This window comes from Stenotrophomonas sp. YJH_SMC_40 (assembly GCF_059368615.1).
The window spans coordinates 209,078-226,560 of sequence record NZ_JCAFRX010000008.1; the positions used below are offsets into that span (position 1 = coordinate 209,078).

Consider the following 17,483-nt stretch of genomic DNA (forward strand, 5'->3'; position numbering starts at 1 on the left):
AAGCCGCGACCGCCGCTGTTGTGCACTGCGCCGCCTTTGCGGGGCGGCGCAGTGCGGCGGTCAACCGGCGGCGGCCAGCGCCTGCCCGGTGCGGCTGGCGGTGGCGCGGCCGAGCAGGCCGGCCAGCCAGCGGCCGGTCTCGGCCAGTGCCGGCAGGTCCACGCCGCTGTCCAGGCCGAGGCCCTGCAGCAGGTAGACCACGTCTTCGCTGGCCACATTGCCGCTGGCGCCCTTGGCATACGGGCAGCCACCGGCACCCGACACCGCACTGTCGACCACGCGCACGCCTGCTTCCAGGCAGGTGGCGATGTTGGCGATGGCCTGGCCGTACGTATCGTGGAAGTGCACGGCCAGTGCTTCCATCGGAATCTCGGCAGCGACCGCCTGCAGCATCGCCCGTGCCTTGCGTGGGGTGCCGACGCCGATGGTGTCGCCCAGCGAGATTTCGTAACAGCCCATCTGGTGCAGGGCGCGAGCAACGCGCACCACATCAGCCAGCGGCACTTCGCCCTGGTAGGGGCAGCCGAGCACGGTGGAGACGTAGCCGCGCACGCGCACGCCATCGGCGGCGGCGCGGCGCAGGATCGGCTCAAAGCGGGCCAGCGACTCGTCGATGCCGGCATTGGTGTTGGTGCGGTTGAACGCCTCGGACGCGGCGGTGAACACCGCTACTTCCTCGACGCCCACCGCACGGGCGCGGTCGTAGCCCTGTTCGTTCGGCACCAGTACCGGGTAGTGGATGCCGGGCCGGCGCTGGATGCCGGCGTAGACCTCGGCGGCATCGGCCAGCTGCGGGATCCACTTCGGGCTGACGAAGCTGGTCGCCTCGATGCTGCGCAGGCCGGTGGCCGACAGGCGGTTGATCAGTTCGATCTTGTCGCCGGTGGAGACCGACTGCTTTTCGTTCTGCAGGCCGTCACGCGGCCCGACCTCGACGATGCGGACGTAGTCGCTCATGCGGTTGCCCCATTGGCAGGGCGGTGGCAGACCGCCTCGATGTTGTTGCCATCCGGGTCCAGCACGAAGGCGCCGTAGTAGTCCGGGTGATACCACGGGCGCAGGCCCGGGGCGCCGTTGTCGCGGCCACCGGCGGCGAGGGCGGCGGCATGGAAGGCGTCCACCTGGTCGCGGCTGGCGCAGGCGAAGGCCACATGCACGCCATGGCTGGCGGTGCCACCATTGCCAAGCCAGAAGAACGGCTTGCCGTCGCTGCCGAAGCCGATGTGGTCGTGCGCGCCGGTCTGTTCGGCGGTCACTTCCATCACCACGCCGATCTGCAGCGGCGCCAGTGCCTGCAGGAAGAAGGCCTTGCTGCGCGCCAGGTCGGCGCTGGTCAAACCAAGATGATCGAGCATGTTCAGGCTTCCGTGACCCAATGGGGGGCGCGCTTGTCGAGGAAGGCGCCCAGGCCTTCCTGGCCCTCGGCCGACACCCGCAGGCGCGCGATCAGGGCGGCATTATCGCGATCCAGGGTGTCGCGGTCATGGCTGTCGCGGACCTGGCGGACCAGTTGCTTGGCGGTGGACGAGGCGATCGGGCCGGCCTTGTCGAGCAGGGCCAGCTGGCGTTGCACGGCCTCGTCCAGGCGTTCGGGCTCGACCAGCTGGTGGACCAGGCCGATGCGCAGCGCGGTGTCGGCGTCGAAATGCTCGCCGGTGGCGAACCAGCGGCGGGCCTGGCGCGGGCCGATGGCCTCGATCACATAGGGCGAGATCACCGCCGGCAGCAAGCCCAGGCGGCTTTCGGTCAGGCCGAAACGGGCCGAGGTGCTGGCGATGGCAATGTCGCAGCAGGCGACCAGGCCGACGCCGCCACCGAAGGCCGCGCCGTGGACCCGGGCCAGGGTCGGCTTGGGCAGCTCGTCCAGGGTGCGCATCAGCCGGGCCAGGGCCAGCGAGTCCTCGCGGTTATCGGCTTCGCTGGCTGCCGCCATGCCGCGCATCCACTGCATGTCGGCACCGGCCGAGAAGGAGGCGCCGTGGCCGGCCAGCACCACCGCGCGCACCGAAGCATCGTGGCCGGCGGCCTCCAGTGCGGCGGTCAGCCGGGCGATCAGCCCGGCGTCAAAGGCGTTGTGCAGCTCCGGCCGGTTCAGCCAGAGGGTGAGGACGGCGCCGCTGCGCTCGATCTGCAAAGCATCGTTCATGGGATTCCAGGGTCACTCCATACCTGTATGGATCATAGCGGGCCATTGGTCATGGGCCATGACGCGACGCGGGAATGTTAGAATCGAGAACCATTTACATCCAGCAGAGAACACGCTAGATGACGCTGTCCGAACTGCCGCTGCACACCTCGGCCGTGGTCGAGTCCGTGCAGGACCTGCATGCCAACGATGCCATCGCCCGTCGCCTGCGCGAGCTGGGTTTCGTGAAGGGCGAGGAAGTGCGCCTGGTGGCCAAGGGTCCGGTGGGGGGAGAGCCGCTGCTGGTGCAGGTCGGGTTCACCCGTTTCGCGCTGCGGATCAGTGAAGCCAAGCGGGTCGTGGTCGACGCCGCCAGCCAGGAACGACGCGCATGACTGCTACTGCCACTACCGTCCCGCTGCGCGTTGCGCTGGTCGGTAACCCCAACAGCGGCAAGACCGCACTGTTCAACCAGCTGACCGGCAGCCGGCAGAAGGTTGCCAACTACACCGGCGTCACCGTCGAGCGCAAGGAAGGCCGCCTGCGTGCGCCGTCCGGCCGTGAATTCGCGGTGCTCGACCTGCCGGGCGCCTACAGCCTGCATCCGGCCAGCCTGGACGAGGCGATCACCCGTGACCTGTGCCGGGGCTTCTACCCTGGCGAAGCCGCGCCGGACGTGCTGCTGTGCGTGATCGACGCCACCAACCTGCGCCTGCACCTGCGTTTCGCGCTGGAACTGCGCGAGCTGGGCAAGCCGATGGTGGTGGCGCTGAACATGGTTGATGCGGCCCAGCGCCGTGGCATCCAGGTGGATGTGGCCGCGCTGGAGCGCGAGCTGGGCGTGCCGGTAGTGGAGACCGTGGCGGTGCGCAAGCAGGGCGCCAAGGCCCTGGTCGAACGCCTGGATGCGATGGTCCCGCACCTGGATGCGCCGGTGCCGGGCCCGGAAAGTGGCATCGATTACCACGCCAAGGTGCGCGAGATCCTGTCGGTGGCCGTGCGCATGCCGGCGCGGACCGCGAAGATCGACGACGCGCTGGACCGCTGGCTGCTGCACCCGGTGTTCGGCCTGGTCAGCCTGGCGGTGGTGATGTTCCTGATCTTCCAGGCCGTGTACGCCTGGGCGACGCCGCTGATGGACGCCATCGAGGCCGGTTTCGCCTGGCTCGGCGCCTTCGTCGGCAGCGTGCTGCCGGAAGGCCCGCTGGCCAGCCTGCTGACCGACGGCATCATCGCCGGTGTCGGTGGCGTGGTGGTGTTCCTGCCGCAGATCCTGATCCTGTTCTTCTTCATCCTGGTGCTGGAGGAATCCGGCTACCTGCCGCGTGCGGCGTTCCTGCTCGACCGCATGATGGCCGCTGCCGGCCTGTCCGGTCGCTCGTTCATCCCGCTGCTGTCCAGCTTCGCCTGCGCGGTGCCGGGCATCATGTCCACGCGCAGCATCCAGGACCCGCGTGACCGCCTGGCCACGATCCTGGTGGCGCCGCTGATGACCTGTTCCGCACGCCTGCCGGTGTACGCGCTGCTGATCGGTGCGTTCATTCCGCAGAAGACGGTATGGGGCGTGTTCAACCAGCAGGGCCTGGTGCTGTTCGGCCTGTACGCGGCCGGCATCCTCAGCGCGCTGGCGATGTCGTGGATCATGAAGAAGTGGCGCCGCGACAAGAGCGAGCATCCGCTGATGCTGGAACTGCCGTCGTACCGCCTGCCGCACGTGCGTGACCTGGCGGTCGGCCTGTACGAACGCGGCATGATCTTCCTCAAGCGCGTTGGCGGCATCATCCTGGCGCTGACCATCCTGCTGTGGGTGCTGCTGTCGTTCCCGGCAGCGCCGGCGGGGGCCACCATGCCCGCGATCGATTACAGCTACGCCGGCCAGATCGGCCATGCGATGGCGGCGTTCTTCGCGCCGCTGGGCTTCAACTGGCAGATCTGCATCGCGCTGATCCCGGGCCTGGCCGCGCGTGAAGTGGCGGTGTCTTCGCTGGCCACCGTGTATGCGCTGTCGGCAGCCGATGACGATGCCGCCAGCCAGGCACTGACCCCGCTGATCAGCGATGGCTGGTCGCTGGCCACCGCACTGTCGCTGCTGGTCTGGTACATCTACGCCCCGATGTGCATCTCGACGCTGGCCACCATCAAGCGCGAGACCAACTCGTGGAAGCAGATGGGCTTCGCTGCGTTCTACCTGTTCGCGGCGGCCTACGTGGCCGCCCTGATCACCTACCAGGTGACCAGGGCGCTGGGAGGCGGCTGATGGATGCCGGCCTGCTGATCCAGTACCTGATCATCGCGGTGGCCGTGCTGGTCAGTGCCTGGGTGGTGCTGAAGAAGCAGTTCCCCGGTACCGTGCGCAAGCTGCGCGGTGCGTTGGCGCTGGCCCTGCTGAAGCCGGGCCGTGCTGCCTGGCTGCAGGCGCTGGGGCGGAAGGTCGCGCCGCCGGCGAGCGGGAGTGGTGGCGCCTGTGGCGGTTGCGACAGCTGTGGGCCGACTCCGCCGAAGCGGCACTGACGCTGCTTTTCCTGCGCTGGTGGGTGCGAACCTTGGTTCGCACGCTTCCGGGGTTCAGACCTCTCTGCGGATGATCGCCCGGAAGCGTCCATCCCGATTCAATCGCCGCACCGATTCCCGGTTCCCATGGGTTGCCGCGAAGCCGGCCACGTCGGCAAGGGCATCGAGCAGCAGGGCTTTCAGTCCGTCGCGGTTACCAGCCTGCAGCAGGTCTTCAAGATCCTGCTGGATGAAGGCCCGGCGCAGGCCTGGTGTCTCTTCAATCCGCCAGTCGACGTGGGGCGTGGGAATGCTGGAGCGGTACCTGAAAGCCGTTTCAAGATCGTCAGGTGCGAGGGGATGCTCGAGCAGCTCTGGAAAGTAGAGTCCAGCATTCACATAGAAGCCCCGGCTTTCGCTGGCACGCTGGTGATTCACGACAAGCAGGGCGTCATCCAGCAAGCGGTAGCGGGTAGTCGTGGTCCCGGCAAAGCCGGTCTTCCTGGCGCACTTGCTGAAGACAGTCGAGGATTTCATGGGCTTTGCCCGGGCCGGAACAGGGGGCCACAGCCTTGAGGCGCGGTGCCTGGCGGTCAATTGGCAAACGCGACACCCGCAACGAGCGCCCCAGGTGCGTGCGAACGCCCCGGGTGGGTGCGAACCTTGGTTCGCACGCTCTTCTGGCTAGTTGGCCCGTGAGCCCAGCTCCGCCGCCAGCGCCAGCCACTTGCTGCGTTGTGCCGCTGTACTGCTGCGTACAGCGCCAAGGCGGCTGACACGCACCGGGCGGATGCCGCAGAACTGCAGGATGGTGGCGCGGATCTGGGCGACGCCCGGGTCGCGGTAGATCCAGCGGTAGTACCAGGGCGGCGTATCCAGCGTGGTGATCACCCGCGCGCTGCGCCCGGCCAGCAGCCGGTCCCACCACACCGAATCGCGCCGGTAGCGGAAGGCGTACCCCGGCAGCAGCACGCGATCGAAGAAGCCCTTCAGCAGTGCCGGCATCGCGCCCCACCAGGTGGGGTAGACCAGCACCAGGTGATCGCAGGCCTCGATCGCTTCCGCGGCGTCCTGCAGGTCGGCTTCCAGCGGCTGGATCTGGCGGTAACCGTGGCGCAGCACCGGGTCGAACTGGAGGTCACCCAGCGCGATCAGGCGCACCCGGTGGCCAGCATTCTCGGCGGCGGTGGCATAGCGCTGGGCGAGGGCGCCGCACAGGCTGTTGCGGTCGGGATGGCCCAGCAGGATCAGGATGGAACGGGGCACGGCAACCTCGCGCAATGGAAAGTGCGCGAGATTGGGGTCTGCCCCAGGGGCAGAGTCAAACCGGGGTGGTGCAGCCGCTGGGTTGCAGGATGCAGTCGCCGCTGCCGGAGTGCAGCCACTGCTGCAGTTCGTCGCTGACCAGCTGCAGGTCGCGCTCGACCTGTGCCAGCCGCATCCGCTCGTCGGCAATGCGGCCGCGCTGCTGCTCCAGCAAGGCCAGTACCGCTGGCCAGTCGAGCCGTCCATCGCGGCCCTGCAGGCGTGAGATCGCGGCCAGGGTGATGCCCAGCCCCAGCGCCTGGCGGATCAGCTGCACCCAGGCCACGTCCTGTTCGCTGTAGTCGCGATAGCGGTTCAGGCGTGGCACCGGCGGCAGCAGTCCGCGCGCCTCGTACAGGCGGATGGCCCTGGCACTGGCGCCGGTCAGGCGGCTGACTTCGGAGATGCGCATCGACTCAGTCCCGCACCAGCCCGCCATCGACCACCAGGTTCTGACCGGTCACCGCGCGCGACCAGGGGCTGGCGAAGAACAGCGCGGCATCGGCGAACTCGGCCGGCGTGGTGACGCTGCGCAGTGGCGTGTTGGCGGCGATGTAGTCGAACACTGCTTCCGGCGTGGCGGCGCTGGCATCGGTGGTGCGCAGCAGGCCGCCCGACAACATGTTCACGGTGATGCCATGCGGGCCGAGGTCGCCGGCCAGGGTACGGGTCAGCGACAGCAGTGCGGCCTTGGCGGCGGTGTAGTCGTGATAGGGCACCACCGGATTCTGGAACAGGTTGGTGCCGATGTTGATCACCCGACCGAAGCGGCGGGCCTGCATGCCGGGCAGGGCGGCCTGCACGGTGTTCAGCGCGCCGCGCACGCTGCCCTCGAACTGTGCCTGGAACGCCGGCCAGCCGATGTCGGCGGCGCCGTCGCGGGCATCACCATTGAACGAGAACGCTGCCAGTGCGTTGTTGACTACGGTGGTGACGCCCTGGCCGAAGTGGGCCAGGGCGTGCTGCAGCATTGCATCGACCTCGGCGCGCTCAGTGACATCGGCCGGCAGCGCGATCGCCTGTCCGCCCAGCTCGGCAGCCAGAGCACGTGCAGCGCCTTCGCTTCGGTGGTAGTTGATGATGACGCGCGCGCCCTGCGCGGCGAAGGCGCGGGCGATGTGCTGGCCAAGTCCGCGCCCGGCACCGGTGACAAGCACCAGCTGTTCACTGATCTGCATGAGGGAACTGCCATCCATTGCATGAAAGGGCATGCAGCGTAGCAGCGATGGCGCTTGCCGGAGCGGGCGTGCTGCCGCTAGCCTGCAGGCATGAACCAGACTCCCCTGCGATTGCTCATCCACGGTGCCTCCGGGCGCATGGGCCAGGCCCTGCTGCGGCTGGCCGCCGAACATCCCGAAACCCTGCAGATCGCCGCTGCGGTGACGGGTCGTGCGCCGGCCCAGCGCGTGGTCGATGGCGTACCGTTCTTCGCGGCCAGCGAGCTGCCCGGTGCGCCGGCATTCGACGTGGCGATCGACTTCAGCCTGCCGGAGGGTTTCGACCCGATGCTGGCACTGTGCGTGGAACGTGGTGCGGGGCTGGTCTCGGGCACTACCGGCATCTCCAGCACGCAGCGCCAGGCGCTGGAGGCAGCGGCGGCGAGGATCCCGCTGGTCTGGGCCTCGAACTTCAGCCTGGGCGTGGCGGTGCTGGACGAGCTGGTCGAGCGCGCGGCGCAGGCGCTGGCCGGCTGGGACTGTGACATCGTCGAATCGCACCACACCCAGAAGAAGGACGCGCCGTCGGGCACCGCGCTGACCCTGGGCGCGGCCGCGCAGCGGGGCGGGGCGGAGCCGCACTATGCCAGCCTGCGCGCTGGTGACATCGTCGGCGAGCATCTGGTCCAGTTCACCGGGCTGGGCGAGCGCATCGAGCTGGTGCACCGGGCCACCAACCGCGACATTTTCGCCCGCGGCGCCCTGTTCGCCGCCCGCCAGCTGCAGGGCCGCGCCCCGGGCAGCTACCGGGTACGGGACCTGCTGGCGTAAGGCGGTAGTGCCGGCCGCTGGCCGGCAACCTTGGGTTACGGGGCGCCAATGGGATTGCCGGCCAGCGGCCGGCACTACCCGGTAGCGGGTGCCGCATACGCCGCCGGATTGAAATGAATGCGCAATCGCCCGTTCATGAAGCGCGATAACCGCTGGCGCGAGCGCCCCGGCAGCGCTACAATTCGCACTCGCCGAATCACGAAAGCCGGACCGGTCCCAGACCGCACGTCCGCGCTTTTTTGCAACCGGATTTCCGTGAAGCGCAGGCGTGACTTCGGCAGCCCCCTCGGTAGCCAAAGTGAGATTCCCGTGACCCAAGCCGCAATCCTCGTCCTCGAAGACGGCACCGTATTCGAGGGCGAATCCGTAGGCGCGCCCGGCCTGTCCGTCGGTGAGGTGGTGTTCAACACCGCCATGACCGGCTATCAGGAAGTTCTGACCGACCCGTCCTACGCCCGGCAGATGGTCACGCTGACCTATCCGCATATCGGCAACACCGGCATGACCGACCAGGACAATGAAGCGTCCAAGGTGTGGTCGGCCGGCCTGATCGTGCGCGATGTTCCGCGTCGCCCCAGCAACTGGCGCAGCCAGGTGTCGCTGCAGGACTGGCTGATCCAGCGTGGCGTGGTTGCCATCGCCGGCATCGACACCCGCAAGCTGACCCGCATCCTGCGCGAGAAGGGCGCGCAGAACGGTGCGCTGATGGCCGGCGACATCGACGTGGAAAAGGCACTGGAAGCCGCCCGCAAGTTCCCGGGGCTGAAGGGCATGGATCTGGCCAAGGTCGTCACTACCGAGAAGACCTACACCTGGACCGAGGGCCAGCTGGACCTGGATGCCAATGCCTTCGTCAGCGTGCCGGCGAAGTTCAAGGTCGTGGCCTACGATTTCGGCGTGAAGACCAACATCCTGCGCATGCTGGCCGAGCGCGGCTGCGAAGTGACCGTGGTGCCGGCACAGACCCCGGCCGCCGAAGTGCTGGCGCTGAAGCCGGACGGCGTGTTCCTGTCCAACGGCCCGGGTGACCCGGAACCGTGCGACTACGCCATCGAAGCGATCAAGACCTTCATCGACGTGAAGATCCCGACCTTCGGCATCTGCCTGGGCCACCAGCTGCTGGGCCTGGCCTCGGGCGCGCAGACCATGAAGATGGGCCACGGCCACCACGGTGCCAACCACCCGGTGCAGGACCTGGACAGCGGCCGGGTGATGATCACCTCGCAGAACCATGGCTTCGCGATCGATGAAGCGACCCTGCCGCCGACCCTGCGCGTGACCCACCGTTCACTGTTCGACGGCACCAACCAGGGTGTCGCCCGCACCGACGTGCCGGCGTTCTCGTTCCAGGGCCACCCGGAAGCGTCGCCGGGCCCGACCGATGTCGGTCCGCTGTTCGACCGCTTCGTGGTGCTGATGGAGCAGGCCAAGGCGTGATCAGTACGCCGCCGGCCCGCCGGTGGCGTCGCGATGGACCGTAAACCCCGCATCGCTGCTGCCGCTGGCGCGGTGCTGCGGATCAAGATTCCTGATCGACAGCGTGCGATCACTCCCCCTTGTCACGCTGTACTGACTTAGAGAAGAAAATGCCCAAGCGCACTGACCTCAAGACCATCCTCATCATCGGTGCTGGCCCGATCGTCATCGGCCAGGCCTGCGAGTTCGACTACTCCGGCGCCCAGGCCTGCAAGGCCCTGCGTGACGAGGGTTACCGCGTGGTGCTGGTCAACAGCAACCCGGCCACGATCATGACCGACCCGGAGATGGCCGACGCCGTCTACATCGAGCCGATCAACTGGCAGACGGTCGAGAAGATCATCGCCAAGGAAAAGCCCGATGCGCTGCTGCCGACCATGGGTGGCCAGACCGCGCTGAACTGCGCGCTGGACCTGGCCGACCACGGCGTGCTGGAGAAGTACAACGTCGAACTGATCGGCGCCAAGCGCGAAGCGATCCGCATGGCCGAAGACCGCGAGCTGTTCCGCGTGGCCATGGGTGAGATCGGCCTGGAATGCCCGACCGCCGCCGTCGCCCACACCCTGGACGAAGCGCTGGAGATCCAGACCCGCGTTGGCTACCCGACCATCATCCGCCCCAGCTTCACCCTGGGCGGCAGCGGTGGCGGCATCGCCTACAACCGCGAAGAGCTGGTCGAAATCGTCAGCCGCGGCCTGGAACTGTCGCCGACCACCGAAGTGCTGGTGGAAGAGTCGGTGCTGGGCTGGAAGGAGTTCGAGATGGAAGTGGTCCGCGATACCGCGGACAACTGCATCATCGTCTGCTCGATCGAAAACCTCGACCCGATGGGCGTGCATACCGGTGACTCGATCACCGTGGCCCCGGCGCAGACCCTGACCGACAAGGAATACCAGCGCCTGCGCGATGCCTCCATCGCCGTGCTGCGCAAGATCGGCGTCGATACCGGTGGCTCGAACGTACAGTTCGGCATCAACCCGAAGACCGGCCGCGTGGTCGTCATCGAGATGAACCCGCGCGTGTCGCGTTCCTCGGCGCTGGCGTCCAAGGCCACCGGCTTCCCGATCGCCAAGGTCGCCGCCAAGCTGGCCGTGGGCTACACCCTGGACGAACTGAAGAACGAGATCACCGGCGGCCTGACCCCGGCCTCGTTCGAGCCGTCCATCGATTACGTCGTCACCAAGATCCCGCGCTTCGCCTTCGAGAAGTTCCCGGCCGCCGACGCCCGCCTGACCACCCAGATGAAGTCGGTGGGCGAGGTGATGGCGATGGGCCGCACCTTCCAGGAGTCGGTGCAGAAGGCCCTGCGTGGCCTGGAAACCGGCAAGGTCGGCTTCGACCCGACCGGCCTGGACCTGGGCAACGAAGACGACCTGCAGACCCTGCGCCGCGAACTGAAGGCACCGGGTCCGGAGCGCCTGTTCTTCGTCGCCGATGCATTCCGCGCCGGCATGAGCGTGGAAGAGATCTACGCGCTGTCGTTCATCGATCACTGGTTCCTGGACCAGATCGAGGAAATCATCGCTGCCGAAGCTGACGTCGCCGCCGGTGGCATCGACGCACTGGACGCCGCACGCCTGCGCAAGCTGAAGCGCGCCGGCTTCTCCGACGCACGCCTGGCGCAGCTGACCGGCACCAACGAAGCCGCCATCCGCGCGCTGCGTCGTGCGCACAAGGTGCGCCCGGTCTACAAGCGCGTGGACTCCTGTGCCGGCGAGTTCTCCACCGGTACCGCCTACCTCTACTCGACCTACGAGGACGAGTGCGAGGCCGCGCCGAGCAACCGCGACAAGATCATGATCCTGGGCGGTGGCCCGAACCGCATCGGCCAGGGCATCGAGTTCGACTACTGCTGCGTGCATGCGGCACTGGCGCTGCGCGAGGATGGCTATGAAACCATCATGGTCAACTGCAACCCGGAAACCGTGTCGACCGACTACGACACCTCCGACCGCCTGTACTTCGAACCGCTGACCCTGGAAGACGTGCTGGAAATCGTCGAACTGGAACAGCCGAAGGGCGTGATCGTGCAGTACGGCGGCCAGACCCCGCTGAAGCTGGCGCGGGCGCTGGAAGCCAACGGCGTGCCGGTGATCGGCACCAGCCCGGATTCGATCGACCTGGCCGAGGACCGCGAGCGCTTCCAGCAGCTGGTCGACAAGCTGGGCCTGAAGCAGCCGCCGAACCGCATCGCCCGCAACGACCAGGAAGCGCTGCTGCTGGCCCGCGAGATCGGCTACCCGCTGGTGGTGCGCCCGAGCTACGTGCTGGGCGGCCGTGCGATGGAAATCGTCTACGGCGAAGCCGACCTGGCCCGCTACGTGCGCGACGCGGTGAAGGTGTCCAACGATTCGCCGGTGCTGCTGGACCGCTTCCTCGACAATGCTGTCGAGTGCGACGTCGACATCATCGCCGACAAGGAGGGCAACGTCCTGATCGGTGGCGTGATGGAGCACATCGAAGAAGCCGGCGTGCACTCGGGCGATTCCTCCTGCTCGCTGCCGCCGTACTCGCTGTCGGCTGAAACCCAGGCCGAACTGCGCCGCCAGGTGGTGGAGCTGGCCAAGGCCCTGAACGTGGTCGGCCTGATGAACACCCAGTTCGCGATCCAGACCAGCGACGAAGGTGCCGACACCATCTACCTGCTGGAAGTGAACCCGCGTGCCTCGCGCACCGTGCCGTTCGTGTCCAAGGCCACCGGCATGCCGCTGGCCAAGATCGCCGCGCGCTGCATGGCCGGCAAGAGCCTGGCCGAGCAGGGCGCGACCAAGGAAATCGTGCCGGACTATTACTCGGTGAAGGAGGCGATCTTCCCGTTCGCCAAGTTCCAGGGCGTCGACCCGATCCTCGGGCCGGAGATGCGCTCCACCGGTGAGGTGATGGGCGTGGGCCGCAGCTTCAACGCCGCCTTCGCGCGTGCGCAGGAAGCCGGCGGCATCAAGGCGCCGCCGGTCGGCAAGGCCTTCGTTTCGGTCCGCGATCCGGACAAGAAGCGCGTGTTGCCGGTGGCCAAGGCGCTGCTGGCGCGTGGCTACAGCCTGGTCGCGACCCGTGGCACCGCCGCGTGGCTGCAGCAGCACGGCATGGACTGCGAGATCATCAACAAGGTGGTCGAAGGCCGTCCGCACATCGTCGACTCGATCAAGAACGGCGAGATCGTCTACATCGTCAACACGACCGAAGGTCGTTCGGCGATCAACGACTCGTTCTCGATCCGTCGCGAGGCGCTGCAGCATCGCGTCACCTACTCGACCACCATTGCCGGCGCCAAGGCGCTGGTGGATTCACTGGAATTCCGCGGCACCGGCCCCGTCTGGTCGCTGCAGGAGCTGCACAAGGAGTTGAATGCATGAGAGCCCCCATCACGATGAAGGGCGCGCAGAAGCTGCGCGACGAACTGGATCACCTGAAGTCGGTCAAGCGCCCCAAGGTGATCGCCGCCATCGCCGAAGCACGTGAGCATGGCGACCTGAAGGAGAATGCCGAGTACCACGCCGCGCGCGAGGAACAGGGCTTCATCGAAGGCCGCATCAAGCAGCTCGAAGGCGAGCTGTCGCACGCCGAGATCATCGACGTGAGCAAGCTCAATGCCGGCTCCAAGGTGGTGTTCGGCGCCAGCGTGACGCTGGCCGACGTGGAAACCGACGAAGAGAAGAAGTACCAGATCGTCGGTGACCTGGAGGCGGACATCAAGCAGGGCCTGATCGCGATTTCCTCGCCGGTGGCGCGCGCGATGATCGGCAAGCTGGAAGGTGATTCGATCGTGATCGACGCCCCGGCCGGCCAACGCGAGTACGAGATCGTCAGCGTCAGCTACGTGGACTGACCCGGTGGCAACGGCGACCCTGCTGTTGCCGGCACGCAGCCGCTTTGCCGCGGCTGCGTTGCCGGACGATGTGGCGCGCGCGCTTGGCCGCGCCACGACGGTGCAGGTCGCACCGGGTGAACGCGCGCAGCTGACGCGCCATTTCACCGTCGCCGCGCCGCAGTGGCCGGTGGCCGCGTTGACCCGCCAGCGCGACGTCGGCGATGCCGCTGGCGCCAGCTGGCTGCGTGCCGATCCGGCCTGCATGGTGCCGGACATGCATGGCGCGCGGATGATGGCCTACGGCGAAACGCTGCGACCGACCCTGGCCGACTGCCTGGCCCTGCTGCCGGTGCTGCAGCCGTTGTTCGCCGATGCCGGATTCGTGCTCGACGCACCGGACCCTTCGCGCTGGTACCTGCGCCTGCCGATCGACCTGGCCCTGCCGGACTTCGACAGTCCGGACGAGGTGCTGGGCGATGACCTGTTCTCGCACCTGCCGGAAGGCGAGGGCGGCCGCCGTTGGCGGGCGCTGATGACCGAAGCGCAGGTAGTGCTGCACAACCATTCCTGGAACCAGCAGCGCGCCGCGCAGGGACAACAGCCGATCAATTCGCTGTGGTTCTGGGGTGGCGGCGTGATGCCGGTATCGGTCAGCACGCCGCATGCGCAGGTGCGCAGCCGCGATGCGCTGCTGCAGGGCTTGGCTCTTGCGGCTGGCGTAGCCGTGGATGGCGAGCAGGCGGTCGATGCACTGGTTGATCTGCGCCAGCTGCGCTCGCTGCAGCAGCTCGGCAACGATGCGATCCGTCCGCTGCTGGCCGCGCTGAAGCGCGGCGAGCTGCAGCGGCTGGTGCTGGATTTCGAGGACGGCCTGCAGTTCCAGCTGGATCGCGGACAGCGCTGGCAGTTCTGGAAGAAGCCGCGCCAGCTTCACGACTGATCGGGGCCTCTGCCGAGCGGGGTCGGATCCGTTTTCCATCGGAAAACGGCTCTGACCCCATTTTGTCTATCGATATCTGAAAGATGTGTCGACCAAGGTCGACACCTATCAGCAGCGGCGTGAACCTGTCGAAGGTGGGGCGGTGTCAGATTGCGGGGTGTCAGCCGCATGGATGCGGCTGCCAAGCCTACAGGGACGTACTTGCGGCGTCCCCGCAATCCGACACCGCCCCGCCAACCCACGGACTCCCCGCTGTTGCTGTTGCTTCGGATGTTGCTTCGGCAGGTGCAGGGCGCAGCCCTGCAAACAATCACCTCACCGTGCTGACCACCGTCGGCAGCTGCCAATGCCCACCCGCCACGCCGCGGCACTGCCCGGTGGTGAACTCGCCGCTCTTCACGAATCGCGCGCCATCCCAGGCCCAGTCGTGGCCGGAGAAGCAGTCACCGATGCCGCGCCCACGGAAGCGCCCGCGCAGCGTCGCGTCATCGCGATCAAAGTCCTCCGCGTTGGAGGTCACGAACTTCGCCTGGTACGGCGCCTTGTCCTGCACTACCCAGTAGCCGCTGCTGAAGTTGTAGGCACCCATGAAGCAGCTGGTGCTTGCCAGTACATGCTGGGCGTCCAGTCGCTGGATCTCGATCTCGTCTGTCCCACCCTCGCTCAGGCGGCCGCACTCATCCGGCTTCGGCAGGCTGGCGATCAGTGCCTTGCGCAGGCCCGGTGCGTTCGCCAGTGCCGCGTCCGAGGCGCGCGGTGCCACCAGCGTGCCGCGCATGATCACTGGCACCGGCAACGCCGCAGGCACGCTCGCTTCAGCCTTGTCGCCACGCCCCACCAGCGCACCGGGCGTGCCCAGCCGGCCCTGGGCCTCGTCCATCTTCAGCAGTACGGCCGCTGCACCACTGTCGGAGATCGGCCACGCCTTGCCCTTGCCGTCGATGATGTCGATGCGTGCGTGGCGCGGCAGCGCGGCGACCAGCGCATCGGTCTGTCCCTGCTGCAGCAGTACTTGATCTCCGTCGCCGGTGTCGCGCACCGGGCCCAGGTCCTTGCCGTTCAGGCGCAGGCGCAGCGCCCCGGTCGGCGTCGCGCTTTCGCCATCCTCGCCATTGCGCAGCCGCGCGAGCACCTTCGTACCCGGGCCGCCCGCGCGTTCCAGCATCAGGCTGAGCAGATTGCCGGGTTGTTCCGGACTGTAGCCGGCGGCGCGGCAGGTGCGGGTGTTGTCACAGGCCAGCGACCAGTCGTTGTGCTGGAACTGCACGCCGGCCTTCGGTTCGGGCGTGGCGGCGTGGGTGGCCGGGGCCATGGCGAGGCCCAGCAGCGCGGGAAGGAGCGTGCGATGCATGCGTTGAAGTCCATTTCCGGGCCGACAAGCATGGAAGATAGGCTGGCAGATTCCAAATGCTATCGATCGGGGGGAGCCTCCTGCGGGCAGAGAGATCCGACCCCGCGCTATCATGGGGATGTCTTCCGCAACCCGGCGATGCCGATGTCCCTTGCCGCCGATGCTGCGCAGCCGTCCTCTGATACGCCGATGATCCGCCGCCGCGATGCGGTCGTACCGGGCAGCTGGCCAGACGGCACGCTGCCACTGCTGGCGCGACTCTATGCCAGCCGCGGCGCCGGTACGCCAGAGCTGGCACTGCCGAAGCTGGGCAGCCTCCACGCGCCGGAGCTGTTGACCGGTATCGATGATGCGGTGGGTCTGCTGATCGAGGCCATCGCCAACGACAAGCGCATCCTGGTGGTCGGCGATTTCGATTGCGATGGCGCCACCGCCTGTGCGGTCGGCGTGCGGGGCCTGCGCATGCTCGGCGCGCAACACGTCTTCCACGCGGTGCCGAACCGCATGGTGCACGGCTACGGCCTGTCACCTTCTCTGGTGGAGGAGCTGGCCGCGCTGCAGCCGGACCTGCTGGTCACGGTCGACCACGGCATCGCCTGCCATGCGGGCGTGATCGCGGCGAAGGCGCGGGGCTGGCAGGTGCTGGTCACCGACCATCACCTACCCGGGCCGCAGCTGCCGCCGGCCGATGTCATCGTCGATCCGAATCTGGACGGCGATGCGTTCCCCAGCAAGTCGCTGGCCGGCGTCGGTGTGATCTTCTACGTGCTGATGGCGCTGCGCCGTCACATGCGCGAGGCCGGCGTCTTCGCCGATGGCAAGGGGCCGGACCTGACCACGCTGCTGGACCTGGTGGCGGTCGGCACCGTCGCCGACCTGGTGGCGCTGGATCCGAACAACCGGGCACTGGTCAGCGCGGGCCTGCGCCGTCTGCGCGCGGGGCAGGGCTGCGTCGGTCTGCGAGCGCTGATCGAAGCCAGCGGCCGTGATGCGGCGCGGCTGACCGCCACTGACATCGGCTTCGCACTCGGCCCGCGCCTGAATGCCGCGGGCCGGCTGGAAGACATGGCGCTGGGTATCGCGCTGTTGCTGACCGAAGACCCGCGCCAGGCACGCGAGATCGCGCAGACGCTGGAGCAGATCAACTCGGAACGGCGCGCCGTCCAGCAGTCGATGACTGACGACGCCGAGCAGGCGTTGAGCCGCGTGGTGCTGGACATGGCCGGGCAGCGACCGGTCGCGGCCTGCCTGTTCGATGCCGACTGGCATCCCGGTGTGGTCGGCCTGGTCGCTTCGAAGATGAAGGATCGCCTGCACCGTCCGGTGATCGCCTTTGCCCCGGCCGAACCCGGCGCCGACACCCTGCGCGGCTCGGCGCGCTCCATTCCCGGCCTGCACATCCGTGACGCGCTGGCGTTGGTCGATGCGCGCCATCCGGGCCTGATCGAACGCTTCGGTGGCCACGCCATGGCGGCCGGCCTCAGCCTGCGGCGTGACCACGTCGATGACTTCAAGGCCGCCTTCGTCGCGGTGGTGCTGGAAATGCTCGATCCGGCGGCACTGCAGCAGCAGGTGCTCAGTGACGGCGAGCTGGCCGTGGACGAGCTGGACCATCGCCACGCCGATGCGTTGCGCCTGGCCGGGCCGTGGGGCCAGGGTTTCCCCGAGCCACTGTTCGACGGCCACTTCGAAGTGGCCAACTGGCGCGTGCTGAAGGAGCGTCACCTGAAGCTGGAACTGCGCCTGCCGGGCGTACCCGGCACCATCAACGCCATCCATTTCGGCGGCTGGCACGGCAATGCGCCTGGCCGCCACGTGCACCTCGCCTACCGCTTGGCCTGCGACGACTACCGTGGCGGCAGCGCCATCCAGCTGATCATCGAACACTGCCTGCCCGCCTAGAAAAAGGGGACGGAGGGGATTAAGCCGCTTTTGCCTTGTTTGCCAATTGCGACTTAATCCCCTCCGTCCCTTTTTTGGGGCCCCGCCAACCCCGTTAC

General features: G+C 67.7%; 17 protein-coding genes. 9 read left to right on the forward strand and 8 right to left on the reverse strand.

Features of this window, described 5'->3' with window-relative positions:
- Positions 1–60 precede the first annotated feature (60 nt).
- Genes AC5P6X_RS16460 through AC5P6X_RS16470 form a run of 3 tightly spaced genes read right to left on the reverse strand, consistent with a single transcriptional unit; the run spans position 61 to position 2,146 of the window.
- A complete protein-coding gene (locus tag AC5P6X_RS16460) occupies positions 61–957 on the reverse strand; it encodes a hydroxymethylglutaryl-CoA lyase (protein WP_012480063.1) in 897 nt (298 codons plus the stop codon).
- Positions 954–1,355: a VOC family protein gene (locus tag AC5P6X_RS16465; RefSeq protein WP_005409471.1), complete on the reverse strand. Its 402-nt coding sequence runs from the start codon at positions 1,353–1,355 to the stop codon at positions 954–956. Before AC5P6X_RS16465 ends, AC5P6X_RS16460 begins: the two co-directional genes overlap by 4 nt.
- Before the next feature lie 2 nt (positions 1,356–1,357).
- Entirely contained in the window at positions 1,358–2,146 is a 789-nt protein-coding gene (locus AC5P6X_RS16470) for an enoyl-CoA hydratase/isomerase family protein (protein WP_005409472.1), read from the reverse strand.
- 119 nt (positions 2,147–2,265) lie between these two features.
- Here AC5P6X_RS16470 and AC5P6X_RS16475 point away from each other — a divergent pair, with 119 nt between their 5' ends.
- The 3 genes from AC5P6X_RS16475 to AC5P6X_RS16485 are packed head-to-tail and all read left to right on the forward strand — an operon-like array spanning position 2,266 to position 4,636.
- Positions 2,266–2,520 (forward strand): FeoA family protein, encoded by a 255-nt coding sequence (locus tag AC5P6X_RS16475; protein WP_005409473.1) that lies wholly within the window; start codon positions 2,266–2,268, stop codon positions 2,518–2,520.
- Positions 2,517–4,382: a ferrous iron transport protein B gene (feoB, locus tag AC5P6X_RS16480; RefSeq protein WP_123958525.1), complete on the forward strand. Its 1,866-nt coding sequence runs from the start codon at positions 2,517–2,519 to the stop codon at positions 4,380–4,382. Before AC5P6X_RS16475 ends, feoB begins: the two co-directional genes overlap by 4 nt.
- Complete coding sequence (locus AC5P6X_RS16485) at positions 4,382–4,636, forward strand: DUF6587 family protein (RefSeq protein ID WP_005409475.1); 255 nt, start codon at positions 4,382–4,384, stop codon at positions 4,634–4,636. Before feoB ends, AC5P6X_RS16485 begins: the two co-directional genes overlap by 1 nt.
- A gap of 54 nt (positions 4,637–4,690) precedes the next feature.
- Here AC5P6X_RS16485 and AC5P6X_RS16490 read toward each other — a convergent pair whose 3' ends face one another.
- The 4 genes from AC5P6X_RS16490 to AC5P6X_RS16505 form a co-directional block, all read right to left on the reverse strand.
- A complete protein-coding gene (locus AC5P6X_RS16490) occupies positions 4,691–5,152 on the reverse strand; it encodes a DUF4304 domain-containing protein (RefSeq protein WP_088436796.1) in 462 nt (153 codons plus the stop codon).
- A gap of 147 nt (positions 5,153–5,299) precedes the next feature.
- Entirely contained in the window at positions 5,300–5,881 is a 582-nt protein-coding gene (locus AC5P6X_RS16495) for an NAD(P)H-dependent oxidoreductase (RefSeq protein ID WP_123958526.1), read from the reverse strand.
- A gap of 55 nt (positions 5,882–5,936) precedes the next feature.
- Entirely contained in the window at positions 5,937–6,332 is a 396-nt protein-coding gene (locus AC5P6X_RS16500) for a MerR family transcriptional regulator (protein ID WP_123958527.1), read from the reverse strand.
- A 4-nt stretch (positions 6,333–6,336) separates the two neighbouring features.
- Positions 6,337–7,098 carry a 3-oxoacyl-ACP reductase gene (locus tag AC5P6X_RS16505; protein ID WP_414486345.1) on the reverse strand — a complete coding sequence of 254 codons (762 nt, stop codon included), beginning with the start codon at positions 7,096–7,098 and terminating at the stop codon, positions 6,337–6,339.
- A gap of 90 nt (positions 7,099–7,188) precedes the next feature.
- Between AC5P6X_RS16505 and dapB the strand changes: the two genes are divergently transcribed.
- From dapB to AC5P6X_RS16530, 5 genes are all read left to right on the forward strand, one after another.
- Positions 7,189–7,908, forward strand: a complete 720-nt coding sequence (gene dapB / locus AC5P6X_RS16510) for a 4-hydroxy-tetrahydrodipicolinate reductase (protein ID WP_080357179.1) — start codon at positions 7,189–7,191, stop codon at positions 7,906–7,908.
- Between the two features lie 309 nt (positions 7,909–8,217).
- A complete protein-coding gene (gene carA, locus AC5P6X_RS16515; protein WP_094001949.1) occupies positions 8,218–9,345 on the forward strand; it encodes a glutamine-hydrolyzing carbamoyl-phosphate synthase small subunit in 1,128 nt (375 codons plus the stop codon).
- A gap of 149 nt (positions 9,346–9,494) precedes the next feature.
- Positions 9,495–12,737, forward strand: coding sequence for a carbamoyl-phosphate synthase large subunit (carB, locus tag AC5P6X_RS16520; protein WP_024958340.1), 3,243 nt, complete (start codon positions 9,495–9,497; stop codon positions 12,735–12,737).
- An 8-nt stretch (positions 12,738–12,745) separates the two neighbouring features.
- The gene (greA, locus tag AC5P6X_RS16525; RefSeq protein WP_181453298.1) at positions 12,746–13,210 is read left to right on the forward strand and encodes a transcription elongation factor GreA; all 465 of its coding nucleotides are present in this window, start codon (positions 12,746–12,748) and stop codon (positions 13,208–13,210) included.
- 4 nt (positions 13,211–13,214) lie between these two features.
- Positions 13,215–14,132, forward strand: coding sequence for a phosphoglycerate mutase (locus AC5P6X_RS16530; protein WP_123958528.1), 918 nt, complete (start codon positions 13,215–13,217; stop codon positions 14,130–14,132).
- 310 nt (positions 14,133–14,442) lie between these two features.
- Here the strand turns inward: AC5P6X_RS16530 and AC5P6X_RS16535 are convergent, their stop codons facing one another.
- Positions 14,443–15,483, reverse strand: coding sequence for a DUF1176 domain-containing protein (locus tag AC5P6X_RS16535; RefSeq protein WP_123958529.1), 1,041 nt, complete (start codon positions 15,481–15,483; stop codon positions 14,443–14,445).
- A gap of 144 nt (positions 15,484–15,627) precedes the next feature.
- Between AC5P6X_RS16535 and recJ the strand changes: the two genes are divergently transcribed.
- Positions 15,628–17,385, forward strand: coding sequence for a single-stranded-DNA-specific exonuclease RecJ (gene recJ / locus AC5P6X_RS16540; RefSeq protein WP_088435746.1), 1,758 nt, complete (start codon positions 15,628–15,630; stop codon positions 17,383–17,385).
- The last annotated feature ends 98 nt before the right edge of the window (positions 17,386–17,483 follow it).